The sequence below is a fragment of the Saccharothrix sp. CB00851 genome (assembly GCF_001905065.1).
GTDB lineage: Bacteria > Actinomycetota > Actinomycetes > Mycobacteriales > Pseudonocardiaceae > Actinosynnema.
On sequence record NZ_LWLC01000026.1, the window covers coordinates 39,623 to 53,213 of the forward strand.

Genomic DNA, 13,591 nt, shown 5'->3' on the forward strand with positions numbered 1-13,591 from the left:
TCCGGTCACGCCTCCGTGTCGGCAGCGAGTGCTTCGAGGTCCGCGAGCACCAGTTCCTCGACCAGTTCCGCGAGGGAGGCGATGGTGCGCGTGGTCAGGACGTCCCGCGGGGAGAGGTCGACGCCGAACGCCGCCTTGGTGCGCGAGGTGATGTGCAGGCTGCGGATCGAGTCGCCGCCCAGGGTGAAGAAGCTGTCCTCCACGCCGACCCGCTCGACGCCGAGCACCTCCGCCCAGATGGCGGCGATGGCCTCTTCGGTCTCGGTGCGGGGAGCCACGTACTCGTCGGACGTGACCGCGTCGCGCTCGGGCGCGGGGAGCGCGACGCGGTCGAGCTTGCCGTTCACGGTCAACGGCAGGCTTTCCAGTGCGACGAACGCCGCGGGCACCATGTGGTCGGGCAGGACCTCGGCCGTGTGGCGGCGCAGCTCCGAGGCCGTAGTCGGCTTGTCCGGCACGAAGTACGCCACCAAGCGGTGTTCGTTCACCACTACAACGACCTGGGCCACGGCAGGATGCGCGGCGAGCACCGATTCGACCTCGCCGAGTTCGACCCGGAAACCGCGGATCTTGACCTGCTGGTCGTTGCGGCCCAGGTAGTCCACGGTGCCGTTGTCGTTCCACCGGGCCAGGTCGCCCGTGCGGTACATGCGCGTCCCCGGCGGGCCGAACGGGTCGGCGACGAACCGCGACGCGGTCAGCCCGGGCCGGTCGAGGTAGCCCCGGGCCACGGCGGGTCCGGACACGTACAGCTCACCGGGCACCAGGGGCGGCACCGGGTTCAGGTCGTCGTCCAGCACATAGACCCGCAGGTCGGGCATGGCCACGCCGATGCTGCCGTCGACCTCGGTGTAGGTGACGTACACGGTGGTCTCGGTCGGGCCGTACATGTTGACCAACGTGCCGGGGCCGTGCCAGCCGTCGAGCTTGCGGACCTCCAGCGCCTCACCGGCGAAGACCACGCACCGCAGGCTGAGCCCGGCCGGCTGCTCCGGGATGAGCTGGTAGAACGCCGACGGCGTCTGGCACAGCACGGTCACGCCCTCGTCGACGAGCAACCGGGCGAAGTCGCGCGGCGTGCGCGCCACCGCGTGCGGCACGACCACGAGCCTGCCGCCGTGCAGCAGCGGTGCCCACAGCTCGAACACCGACACGTCGAAGGAGTAGCTGTGGAACAGGGTGACCACGTCGCCGGGGCCGAACCCGAACCAGTGGTCGGTGGCCGAGAACAGCCGCACCACGTTGCCGTGCGGGACCACCACGCCCTTGGGCCGTCCGGTGGAACCCGAGGTGTAGATCACGTACGCGGCGTTGCCGGGCAGCAGCGCCGTCGTCGGCGCCGTGGTCGGCAGACCGGTCAGGTCCGGTATCTCCGACAGCGTGGCCACCGGTTTCGCGTCCGCGATGGTGGCGGCGATCCGCTCGGCCGGGTAGGCCACGTCGAGCGGCAGGTAGGCCGCGCCGGACTTGAGCACGCCCAGCATCGCGACCACCTGGTCCAGCGAACGGGGCAAGCGCAGCGCGACGATCCGCTCCGGTCCGGCGCCCCGCCCGACCAGGTGGTGCGCCAGCCGGTTCGCGCGCTCGTCCAGCTCCCGGTAGGTCAGGTGCTCGCCCTCGCACGTCACCGCCACCGCGTCGGGCGTGCGGGCGGCCTGGGCGGCGAACAGTTCGGGGATCGTGGTGGTCGGCTCGCCGACCGTCGTGCCGTTCCAGTCGAACAGCACCCGGCGCACCTCGTCGTCGGACAGCCACGGCACGTCGGCCACCGACCGGTCCGGGTCGGCGACCAGGCCGACCAGCAGGCGGCGCAGCCGTTCACCGAGCCGTTCCACGGTGGCCCGCTCGAACATCGCCGGCTCGTAGCCCAGCAGCAGGCCGAGCCGTTCGTGCGGGTAGACGGTGGCGCTGAGCGGGAAGCTCGTGGTCTCGACCGCGGACAGCTCCCGCAGCCCCATGCCCTCGGCGACCTCGACCGGGTAGTTCTCGAACACCACCACGCTGTCGAACAGGTTCGTGCCGCGCTCGACCGCGCTCCAGCCCTGGATCTCGGTCAGCGGCACGTGCTCGAACCGCCGTGACTCGACCTGGGCGTCCTGCAACGCGCGCAGCCAGTCGGCGACCGGCGTGGCGCCGTCGACCCGGACCCGCACCGGCAGCGTGTTGATGAAGATGCCGGTGATCCCGTCCACCCCGGGCAGCTCCGCGGGCCGACCGGAGACCGTCGCGCCGAAGCACACGTCACGCCGGCCGCTGGACCGCGCCAGCAGCAGCGCCCACGCGGCCTGCACGATCGCGCTGGGCGTGACGCGGTGCTTGCGGGCGAACTCGTACACCCGCCGCGACTCGTCGTCGGTCAGCTCGACCGACAGTCGTTCCGAGGACGTGCCGTGCTCGGCCGGGTGGTCGGCGGGCAGCGGGGTGGGCGAGTCGAAGTCGCCCAGCGCCGCGCGCCAGTGCGCCTCCGCCGCGGCTTGGTCCTGCTCGGCCAGCCAGGCCACGTAGTCGCGGAACGGCCGCCGCCGCACCGGCTCGCCGTCGCCGAGCACCTCGGCGAGCACGTCGGAGAGCACGTGGAAGACGCTCCAGCCGTCGAGCAGCACGTGGTGGAACGTCCACAGCACCTGGACGCTGGTGGGTGACAGCCGGGCGATCGCGACCCGCATCAGCGGCGGCACGGCCAGGTCGATGCCCTGGGCGCGGTCGTGCTCGAGCAGCTCCCGCAGCCGCTCGGCGCGGGCGGGCTCGTCGAGATCGCTCCAGTCCAGGAACGCAACCGGCACGCGGACGTGCTCGTGCACGACCTGCAACGGCTGCCGCACGCCCTCCCACAGCACGCTGCTGCGCAGCACGGGCGTCCGGTCGACCACCCGCTGCCAGGCGGCGGCGAACCCGGCCGGGTCGGTGACGCCGTCGACCACGAACGTGGTCTGCTGGAAGTACACGCCCCGGTCGCCCAGGCCGTGGAACACCATGCCCGCCTGCATCGGGGTGAGCGGGTAGGCGTCCTCGCCGGTGATCCGGTCCACCTCGGCCTGGGTGAGGTCGGCCAGCGGGAAGTCCGACGGTGTGCGTCCGCCCGCGCCCGGCTCGGCGCAGTGCGCCACGATCCCGCGCAGCGACGCGGCGAACGAGTCGGCCAGCAGCGCGACCGTGGCGTGCTCGTGGGTGTTCTCGCTGTAGTAGAAGGTGAACTCCAGTTCGTCGCCGCGCACCTGGCCGACCACGTCCAGCAGGTGCGGGCGCGGTGCGCGGGGGTCGGCGGACAGCTCCAGGTCGCGCTGGTCGGCGGCGAACCGGCCCAGGTAGTTGAACGACACCCGCGGGTCGCAGGCGGGCGCGGTGCGGGCCAGGTGGCGCAGCGCGCCGTACCCGATGCCACGCCCCGGCACGGCGCGCAGCTGTTCCTTCACCGACTTCAGCGCCTCACCCCAGCCGCCGTCGGGCACGTCCAGCGCGACCGGGAAGACGGTGGTGAACCAGCCGACCGTGCGGGACAGGTCCACGTCGGCGAACAGCTCCTCGCGGCCGTGGCCCTCCAGGTCCACCAGCACCCGCGACCGGCCCGTCCAGTCGGCCAGCACCCGGCCGAGCGCGGTCAGCAGCACGTCGTTGACCTGCGTGCGGTACACGGCGGGCACGTCGCGCAGCAGCGCCGCGGTCTCCTCGGCGGTGAACCGCACGGTGACCTCGCGCTGGGACTCGACCGTGTTCGGTCCGTGCCGGTCCACCGGGACGTCGGTCGGCGTGGCGGCCACGGCCTTCCAGTGGTCCAGCTCGGTGTCGAAGCCGTGCAGCGCGTGCTCGGCCAGCCGGGTCGCCCAGTCGCGGAACGAGGTGGTCTTGCGTCCGATGTGGACGGTTTCGCCCGCGCGGGCCTGGCGGTAGGCCGTGGTCAGGTCCTCCACCAGCACGCGCCAGGACACGCCGTCGACCACGAGGTGGTGCGCGGTGAGGCGGACCGAGCCGCCGTCGAGGACTTCCGCCCGCAGCAACGGCCCCCGGCTGAGGTCGAAGTGGTCCAGGGCCAACGGGCCGGCGTGCGTGACGGGGCCGACCACCTGGCGGTCGCCCTCGAACCGGGTGCGCAGCGCGTCGTGGTGCTCGACCAGCGCGGCCAGGGCGGTGCGCAGCGCGGCCACGTCGAGCGCGGTGTCGAGATCGACCACAATGGACTGGTCGAAGTGCTCGGGCCGCACGCTGTGGCTGTCGAGGAACCACCGCTGGATCGGGGTGAGCGGCGCGTCACCGGTGACCACGCCCTGGTGGGCGGCGGGCGGCAGGTCACGGGTGACGTGCGGCGCGATCGCGGCGACGGTCTGGTGCGCGAAGATGTCCCGCGAGGTCAGCACCAGGCCCGCGCGGCGGGCTCGGGTGACGACCTGGATGCCCAGGATCGAGTCACCGCCCAGGGCGAAGAAGTTGTCCCGCACACCGACCCGGGCCGCGCCGAGCACCTCGGCGAACACGTCCGCGAGCACCGCCTCGACGGGTGTGCGCGGTGCGACGTAACGGACTTCGGCGCGTTCGTCGGGCGGCGCGGGCAGCGCGGAGCGGTCGAGCTGGTCGAGGCCGACGACCGTCGTGGGCACGGCGTGCGCGGGCAGCACCTGGCCCACGAACGCCTGCAGCGCCGAAGGGTTGACCGGCGGGGTCACGTACGCGACGAGCCGCTTGTCCGCCACGACCACGGCCGCGTCGGTCACCTCCTGGTAGCGCAGGACCGCCTGCTCCACCTCCGCCAGGTCGACCCGGAAACCGCGGATGCGCACCGTCTCGTCGGGCGGGAAGTCCAAGGGCACCAAGCCGCGCAACGGCCGGTCCGGGTCGTCCGCCACCAGGCGCAGCAACGCTTCCAGGTCGTCGCCCAGCGACTCGATCGTGGCCGCGTCGAACAGGTCGGTGTTGTACTCGACGGTCAGCGCCAGGTCGTCACCGCGCGGCCAGAACTCCACCACCAGGTCGAACCGGGCCACCGGCCGGGGCAGGTCGTGCTCGACGGCGGTCAGCCCGCCGAACGCCGGGGTGCGCAGCAGCGGCTGGTGCAGCGCCACGACGGCCTGCACGAGCGGCGTGCGGCTGGGGTCGGGGTCGGGCCGCACCTCCTCCACGACCCGGTCGAACGGCACGTCGTCGTGCGCGAAGGCCTCCAGCGCGGTGTCCCGCACCTGGTCCAGGAACGAGGTGAACGGCAGGTCCGGGTCGACCCAGGAGCGCAGCACGAGCGTGCGGACGAAGAAGCCGACGGCGCGCTCCAAGTCGGCCCGGTCACGGCCGGAGGAGACCGTGCCGACCGAGATGTCGCGCTGCCGGCCGCGTGCCGACAGCAGCACCTGGACCGCGGCGGTGAGAGTCATGAACAAGGTGGCGTCATGGGCACGGCCGACGGCCGCGAGCCGCCCGACCAGGTCGGCGGGCAGCGGACGGCGCAGCACCGCGCCGGAGGTGGTGCGCAGCGGCGGCCGTGGCCGGTCGGTGGGCAGGTCGAGCGCCTCGATGCCGTCCAGCCGGGCACGCCAGTACGCCGGGTCGCCCTCGGGCCTGGCCCGGTCCCACGCGGTGAAGTCGGGGTACTGCACGGCGGGCTCGGCGCGTCGCCCGCCCGCGTACAGCTCGGCCAGCTCCTCCAGCAGCACCTGCACCGACCAGCCGTCGGTGACGATGTGGTGCTGCACCAGGACCAGCAGGTGCTCGTCCGGGCCGAGGGGGCTGAGCACGGCGCGGGTCAGCGGGCCGTGCCGCAGGTCGAACGGCTCGTCCAGGCCGAGGTCGGCGGTAATGGCCCGCTCGGTCAGCACCCGCAGCGGGATCGTGCCGCTGGGCGCGACCACTTGCACCGGCTCGTCGCCCACCACGTCGAACGTCGTGCGCAGCGCGTCGTGCCGGCAGGCCAGCGCGTCCAGCGCCCCGGCCAGCCGCAGCACGTCCAGCGGCCCGGTCAGCCGCACGCCCACGGCCGTGTTCTGCTCGGCCGTGCCGTCCAGCGAGAACAGCCGGCGCTGCGCCGACGACAGCGGCAGCGGCCCGGTCCGCGGCACGCGGGGGATCGGGGTGCCGTCCTGGTCGGGCAGGGCCGCGGCGAGCGCGGCGACCGTGCGGTGGTCGAACATCGCCCGCACCGGCAGCCCGCCGAGCCGGGACAGCGCCCGCACGGCCAGGATCGAGTCCCCGCCCAGGGCGAAGAAGTTGTCGTGCGCGCCGACCCGGGGCACGCCGAGCACCTCCGACCACACCGCGGCGACCCGGTGCTCGGCCGGGGTGCGCGGCTCGACGTGGTCCTCCGGGACGTCGCCGACGACCGGTTCGGGCAGCGCGTCGCGGTCCAGCTTGCCGTTCGGCGTGAGTGGGAACGCTTCCAGCGCGACGAAGGCGGAAGGCACGAGGTAGTCGGGCAGTCTCGCGGCCAGCCGCTCGCGCAGGCCCGCGGTCTCGCCGACCACGTACGCCACGAGCCGCTTCGGCTCGCCGCGGGCGACGACGACGGCGTGCTCCACACCGGGCTGCCGCCGCAGCACCGCCTCGATCTCGCCGGGCTCGACCCGGAAGCCGCGGATCTTCACCTGGTGGTCGGCCCGGCCGACGAACTCCAACTGCCCGTCGCCCCGGGAGCGGACCACGTCACCGGTGCGGTACATGCGGGAGCCGGGCGGCCCGAACGGGTCGGCCACGAACCGCTGCGCGGTCAGCCCGGGACGGCCGAGGTAGCCGCGGGCCAGGCCGACACCGGTCACGTACAGCTCGCCCTCGGCGGCCGGGCGCAGGTCGTCGTCGAGCACGTGGACGGTGGTGCCGGGGATGGGGCGGCCGATGGGCGGGGTGCCGCCGGGTTCCAAGGGCTCGCTCCACGACGTGACCACAGTGGACTCGGTAGGTCCGTAGGCGTTGATCATGCGGCGGCCGGGCGCCCACTTCGCCACCAGGTCGGGCGGGCAGGCGTCACCGCCGACGATCAGCGTGCGGAACGCGGGCAGCTCGACGTCGGGCACGGTGGCCAGCGCCACCGGGGGGATCAGCGCGTGCGTGACGCCGAACTCCTCGATCACCCGGGCGAGCTGGTCGCCGAGGAGGGGACCGGGCGACGGCACCACGAGCGCCGCACCGGCGGGCAGGGCCAGGCACAGCTCCAGCACCGACGCGTCGAAGCTGGGCGAGGAGAACTGCAGGACCCGGTCGCCCGGTCGCACGTCGAAGTGGTCGATCTCGGCGGCGGCGAACGCGGGTAACCCTCTGTGCGGCACCACCACGCCCTTCGGGCGGCCGGTCGACCCGGACGTGTAGATCACGTACGCCGGGTCCTCCGGCAGGATCGTGACGTCGGGTGCCGCGGCGGGCTGGTCGGCGAGGTCGGGCAGGGCGTCGAGCACGAGCAGCGGATCGGCGTCGGCGACCATGAACGCGATCCGGTCGGCCGGGTAGTCCGGGTCGATCGGCAGGTACGCGGCGCCGGTCTTCAGCACCGCGAGCCGGGCCACGACGTTGTCCACCGACCGCGGCAGGGCCACCGCCACCACCCGCTCCCGCCGCGCCCCCTTGGCGCGGAGCAGGTGCGCGAGCCGGTTCGCGCGTTCCTCGAGTTCCCGGTAGCCGACCACACCGCCGGGTGATATGACCGCGGGTGCGTCCGGAGTGCGCAGCGCCTGCGCGGCGATCAATTCCGGCAGTGTGCGGGCGTGCGTCATCGCGAGTGGTGCCTTTCTGGCTCAAGGGCGCGGCCTACCCATTCCGTGGAGGTTCAAACGTGTGTTTCAGACCACTTTCGTGACCTGCCTGCGGGCGAGCCGACCGCCGATCTGGATCCAGCGGATCCCACCGTCGCCCGGGTCGCGCAGGAAACGCCCGGTCTGGTTGGTGTCGCCCGTGTCGGAATCGCGCATCGCGAACACCAGGCCGTCGAACAACGACAGGTCCGCGAACGGCTCGCCGTCCACCGTCAGCGCCAGCCGCTCCCGGTCCACGGCCCGCACCGCGTATTCGACGTCCCCGTTGCGGAAGTGCCCGGTGCAGTCCGGCGGAGGGGCGATGGGGCGGCTCAGGCCGCGCATTCCGTCGTAATCGGCCACCGGCAGGCCCGCGGCGACCAATTCGGGCACGAGCTCGCGCCACAGCCCGAAGCCGCTGCTCCCGTTGGTCGTCAGGGCCACCGCGGTGCCGTCCGCCGGGTTGATCCGCAGGTGGCACGAGGTGCCGTCGGCGTTGCCGTCGTGGCCGACCCAGCGCACGCCGTCGCGCTGGAACAGCGCCAGCCCGAGGCCCCAGCCGTCGGCCATGCCGAACGGTTCGGCGTGCCGGACGGGTTCGCGCATCGAGGCGAGCTCGTCGGGGCCGAGCAGGTGCGGTGCGCCGCCGCCGAGCATTCGGCCGAACGCCACGAGGTCCGTCGCGCTGGCGGCCAGGGCGCCCGCCGGTGCCTCGACCGGCGCGAGCGACTGCGCCACCGGCACCACGCGGCCCGTGGCGGTGTTGACCGCGTGGCCGCTGACCACGTCGGGGTCCGGGCTCGTGGTGAACCTGGCGCGCACCCCGAGCGGGCGCAGCAGGACCGCTTCCACCGCCTCCGACCAGGACATCCCGGTCGCCACCTCGATCAGGTGGCCGATCAGGAGGTAGCCGATGTTGGAGTAGGAGAAGCCCGCGCCCGGCTCGTGCAGGGGGTGCAGCTCGCGCAGCGCCTGCCGCACGTGGTGGCGCAGCGACGTGGTGCGCACGTCCTCCGGGTCCGACGGCAGGCCACCGGTGTGGCTCAGCAGATGGCGCAGCGTCAGCTCGTCGGCGATCCCGGGCAGGTGGTCGGACAGCGGCGCGTCGAGGTCGAGGTCCCCGTCGGAGACCAGGGCCATGGCGACGGTCGCGGTGAACGTCTTGGTGATCGAGCCGATGGGTACGGCCGCGTCCGCGGGCAGTCCCACCTCGCACGTCCAGGTGCGTCCCGCGTGGTGCACGGCGAGCTGCGCCCCCGGCACCAGGTGCGCACGAGTGAGCGCGGCTAATCGAGTGGAGATCCGGTCGGTGTCCATGCGTGATCCTCTGAGAATGAGCCGCCGCGTGAATGAGTGCTGGGGCGCGAGCCCAACGTTGACGGTCGCCCCTAGATCGTCGCGACCGCCGAACGGAGCATTCGCCGAAAGGTCATTCCCTATTTTGAGGGACGTGTGACATTCGGTTAGAAGCCGTACTTCCGCAGTTCACTCGATCGGCTGGTTTGGACCGGCTGGTCTCGTAAAGACGCGCAGTACGCGAGGGTTATTCGCAGTCGGGTGTCAACGGCCTGGCGGGGCGCCGAAGGTCTGCCCATCACAAGGGTATGAAATATCTTCGTGCTCCGTTCAGCTGCATTTCGACGATATTTGTGAGACGGCCGTAACCTTCGCCGGCAAGCGTCGTTTGACGTTACTCGGGCGTAGCGGTCGTCGGCTGTTGTCGCGCGTCGGCAGTGCCGCGCCGCGCGAGCCCGATTACCGCGCGCTGGAGAGCACCACTCGCGCCTCGGTCGGGCCTTCGGTCCGGCACGTCGTGGAGTGTCGGCGGGGTCGTTGTGGTGCGGGGCGCGCTGAGGCCGGGTGGACGCGCGGTCTCGGCCACGGTTGCCCGACGTCCCGGTCCGTCGCGCTGGGGCTGCGTCGGTCAGCGGGGCGGGCGAGGCGCGGCTGTCGGGGCGTCCGGGGTTGCGCGGTCGGTCCTAGTCCCGCTGCACCTCGTGGTGCAGCGACTCCATCCGGGCGTCCAGCTCGGCCGCGATGGCGGCGGTGGCGGTCAGCTCCTCGACGAAACCCGCGGGCACCTGGTCGTCGTACTTGTAGTAGAGCTTGTGCTCCAAAGTGGCCCAGAAGTCCATCGCGATGGTCCGCAGCTGCACCTCGACCTTCACGTGCTCCACCCGGTCGGACAGGAACACCGGGATGCGCACGATCAGGTGCAGGCTGCGGTACCCGTTGGGCTTCGGCGCGGCGATGTAGTCCTTGGTCCGCAGGATCTCCACGTCGTTCTGCCGGGCCAGCATGTCCCGCACTCGGTACACATCGGACACGAACGGGCACACCACCCGCACACCCGCCACGTCGTCGAGGTGCTCGGCGGCCAGCGACAGGTCCGCCGGCAGGCCCTTGCGCCGGAGCTTGTCGAGGATCGCGTCGGGCCGCTTCACCCGGTGGGTGACGTGCTCGATGGGGTCGTGCCGGTGGACGAGGTCGAACTCCTCGCTGAGGATCCGCAGTTTCGTCATGAGCTCGTCGACGGCGAACTTGTAGACCACGAGCGACCGCCGCAGCAGGTCGTCCGCGACGCCGGTGTCCATGATCCCCACGATACCGGGGTGCCGTTGGTCTAGGATGCCGGTCGTGAACACCCACTGGCACGTGGTCCTTCCGCCGCCGTGCGCCTGACCGGGCGCACTCGCTGACGCACACCCGCACGCCTGCCTGATCCTCATCGCGCAGTGCGCCCGTTCGCGTCCTCTTCCTCTCGTCTCGCGAACGGAGACCTCGTGTCGACCTCTGCCGTGGAAACACGCGCTCGTTCTGATTCCCGTTCCACCCGCGGACCGCTGCCGATCCTGGCGGCGTGCGTGCTGTGGGGCACCACAGGTACCGCCAGTTCGCTGGCACCCGCCTCGGCACCGGCGGCGGCCGTCGGCGCGGCGGGTCTGGTCGTCGGCGGCTGCTTGCTGTTCGCCACTTCCCGGGGCACGCGTGCCGTCCTGAGGACAGCGGATTGGAGGCTGCTGTTGCTCGGTGCGGTGACCGTGGCGGGCTACGTGCTCGCCTTCTACCCGGCGGTCGCCCGCACGGGGGTGGCGGTGGGCACCACGGTGGCGTTGGCCACCGCGCCGATCGTGCTGGGCCTGCGTGCCCGGCCGCTGCTCACGTCGGCCGCGGTGGTCGGCTGCGCGGCGCTCGTGCTGGGCGGCGGTGACACCCGGGTCGATCCGGTCGGGGTGGCGTTGGCGCTGGTCGCGGGCCTGTCGTACGCCGTGTACTCGGTGGTCTGCGCGCACCTGATCGGGCTGGGGCACCCGTCCCGGGCCGTGGTGGGCGTGGTGTTCGGCGGCGCGTCCGCGGTGACGCTGCCGGTGGTGCTGGTCGTCGGTGTCGGGTGGGTGGCGAGCCCGTCGGGCCTGGCGGTGACCGCGCACCTGGCGGTGTTCACCACGTTCGCCGCGTACCTGCTGTTCGCCCGCGGGCTCCGGCACACGGGCGCGGCGGCGGCGACCACGTTGACCCTGGCCGAGCCGGCGGTGGCGGCGGTGCTGGGCGTCGTCGTGCTGCACGAGCGGTTGTCGCTCGTGTCGTGGTGCGGCATGGCCGTGCTGGCGGTCGCGCTGGTGGCGCTCGCGCGGCGGTGACGTGGGTGGGCCGGTGCTCCGACCAGGGGCGCCGGCCTCGCGCGTTCACCCGTGCCGGCTTTGTCCGTGGTCGACACGGGGTGAGCCGTCGCGGTACCGCCCGGGCGGGCGGTCCGCGATCCCCGGCCGGCCGGGCGCTAGTCGGGCCGGTGAGCTCCGCCACCCAGGCCGTAGAGGATGCGCTGGATGACCTCCGGGTCCACGTCCGGCTCGTCACCGAGCCGCTCGGCGGCGGGGGAGCGGCGGGGTTCGCGGCGGGGCAGCGGCACGGAGGAGGCGTTCATGCCCGACGGCAGGGCCAGCTCGCACCAGGCCAGGTGGCCGCCCGCGGTGAGGTCGACCAGGCCCGCGCGGGAGCCGGCCAGCTCGGGCGGCAGCGCGACCCGGTTGCCCTCGACCTCGACCACCAGGTACGTGCCGGTCAGCCGGAGGCGCACGAGCAGGAAGCCCGGTGCGCGCCGGTCGGCCACGTCGACGGCGGCGGCGACCAGGCGACGGACCGTCTGCGCGGCCTCGTCCTGCATCGCCCGCAGGCGCCACTCGCCCAGCGAGAAGCGCACGAACATGTCCGCGACGTTCACCGCGGTGGGCAGCGCGACGAGTCGAAGGTCGTCGACCTGTTCGGTCTGGGCGTTCACACCGATCCTCCTCGCCTGCGTCCGGCGCGTGCTGCGCCAGATGGTGCCATGAGTGCGTCCGATATCACCCACGTGGTCTACGACCGTGAGCGGACTGTGTCCGCATCGAGTTCTACAGCTTCAGTGTGGACCGAAGCAAAACCTTGGCTTCACGACCTACTACGGGTGGAGACGGTGCACGGTTCAGACAGGTTGCGGCGGCGGGCCGAAACTACCGAAAGGCGCGGTGAAATGGAATGACGGTCATGGTTCACCCGGTCCAGTGACGTGACCTACACAGCGTAGGGCCTGTCCGGCGTGGGGCCCGCACCGCCCGAAGCGGCACGGCGAAGGGCCCGCCGGTGTGGTCCGGCGGGCCCTTCGTGATGCGGGGGGAGGCTCGGGGCGACCGTGAAGTCGGTGCCCCGTCGGACCTCGGGTCAGGACTGCTTGACGGCCTCGATCTCCAGCAGGATGGTGATCTTGTCGCCGACCGCCGCGCCCGCCGGGCCGCCGGTCACGCCGAACTCGTGGCGGCTGATCTGCGTGGAGGCGGAGAAGCCGGCGACCTTCGCGCCCTCGAAGCCGTCGCCGAAGCCGTTGATCTCCAGCTCCAGGGACACGGTCTTGGTCACGCCGTGCAGGGACAGCTCGCCCTCGACGAGGAAGCCCTCGCCGTTCGCGCGCACGCCGGTGGAGGTGAAGGTCAGCTCGGGGAACTTCTCGACGTCCAGGAAGTCCTCGCCCTTGACGTGGGCGTCGCGCTGGTCGTTGCGGGTGTTGACCGAAGCGGCGTCGATCTTGGCCGTGACCGTGGACTCCAGCGGGTTCTCGGCGGTCACGATCGTGCCCTCGAAGGTGCCGAAGTGGCCGCGGACCTTGGACACGCCGAGGTGGCGGACCACGAACGAGACGTCCGAGTGCACCGGGTCGATCGCCCACGTGCCCGCGAGGTAGCCGGGGATCTGCACAGTCTGCGAGGTCATGGATGGTCCTTCTGGGTTGGTCTGGTTGAACTCTCAACTGAACATAGCGCATCCTGGTTGAAGGTTCAACAACGGCCGTATGATGGGGGACATGAGCGAAGTGCGGTGGCTGAACGGCGAAGAGCAGCAGGTGTGGCGTGCCTTCATGACCGCCGTGACCAAGTTCACCGAACACCTGGACCGGCAGCTGCAGCGCGACTCCGGCATGCCGATGGCCTACTACGAGATCCTCGTCGCCCTGTCGGAGGCACCGGGACGGGCGCTGAGGATGAGTGAGCTGGCGTCGGTGTGCCACTCGTCACGGTCCAGACTCTCCCACGCGGTGGCCCGGCTGGAGAAGGAGGGCTGGGTCGAGCGGCGGGCGTGCCCGTCGGACCGGCGTGGCTCCATCGCGGCGCTCACCGAGACCGGGTTCGGCGTGCTGGAGGCCGCCGCGGCGGGTCACGTGACGGCCGTGCGGGAGCACCTGTTCGACGTGTTGACGCCGGAGCAGCTGCGGTCGCTGGCGGAGATCAGCCGCGCGGTGGACGCGGGGTTGACCACCGAGTGCGCGAACGCGCGCCGCGAGGAGTTCGCGGACCTCTAGTGCCGCGACTGCCCCCCTCGCGGTCCGATGTGGACGCATCCGGCGGAGCGCGGGTGGGCCGACC

The 13,591-nt window shown here is 72.3% G+C and carries 7 protein-coding genes; 2 read left to right on the forward strand and 5 right to left on the reverse strand.

Translation table 11 applies throughout. From position 1 onward, the window contains the following. Nucleotides 1-5 precede the first annotated feature (5 nt). The 3 genes from A6A25_RS24870 to A6A25_RS24880 all read right to left on the reverse strand — a co-directional run bounded on the left by A6A25_RS24870 (nt 6) and on the right by A6A25_RS24880 (nt 10,291). Entirely contained in the window at nt 6-7,652 is a 7,647-nt protein-coding gene (locus A6A25_RS24870) for a non-ribosomal peptide synthetase (protein ID WP_158073808.1), read from the reverse strand. A 93-nt stretch (nt 7,653-7,745) separates the two neighbouring features. Beyond that, entirely contained in the window at nt 7,746-9,014 is a 1,269-nt protein-coding gene (locus A6A25_RS24875; RefSeq protein ID WP_073893781.1) for a serine hydrolase domain-containing protein, read from the reverse strand. Nucleotides 9,015-9,676: 662 nt separating this feature from the next. Then, nucleotides 9,677-10,291 carry a GTP pyrophosphokinase gene (locus A6A25_RS24880; protein ID WP_073893873.1) on the reverse strand — a complete coding sequence of 205 codons (615 nt, stop codon included), beginning with the start codon at nt 10,289-10,291 and terminating at the stop codon, nt 9,677-9,679. Between the two features lie 204 nt (nt 10,292-10,495). Here A6A25_RS24880 and A6A25_RS24885 point away from each other — a divergent pair, with 204 nt between their 5' ends. Beyond that, the gene (locus A6A25_RS24885; protein ID WP_143193374.1) at nt 10,496-11,338 is read left to right on the forward strand and encodes an EamA family transporter; all 843 of its coding nucleotides are present in this window, start codon (nt 10,496-10,498) and stop codon (nt 11,336-11,338) included. 137 nt (nt 11,339-11,475) lie between these two features. Here A6A25_RS24885 and A6A25_RS24890 read toward each other — a convergent pair whose 3' ends face one another. Together A6A25_RS24890 and A6A25_RS24895 are read right to left on the reverse strand one after the other, a co-directional pair. Then, nucleotides 11,476-11,976, reverse strand: a complete 501-nt coding sequence (locus tag A6A25_RS24890) for a histidine kinase (protein WP_073893785.1) — start codon at nt 11,974-11,976, stop codon at nt 11,476-11,478. A 419-nt stretch (nt 11,977-12,395) separates the two neighbouring features. After that, nucleotides 12,396-12,941: a YceI family protein gene (locus tag A6A25_RS24895; RefSeq protein ID WP_073893787.1), complete on the reverse strand. Its 546-nt coding sequence runs from the start codon at nt 12,939-12,941 to the stop codon at nt 12,396-12,398. Between the two features lie 91 nt (nt 12,942-13,032). Between A6A25_RS24895 and A6A25_RS24900 the strand changes: the two genes are divergently transcribed. Beyond that, complete coding sequence (locus A6A25_RS24900) at nt 13,033-13,527, forward strand: MarR family winged helix-turn-helix transcriptional regulator (RefSeq protein ID WP_073893789.1); 495 nt, start codon at nt 13,033-13,035, stop codon at nt 13,525-13,527. Nucleotides 13,528-13,591: the final 64 nt, after the last annotated feature.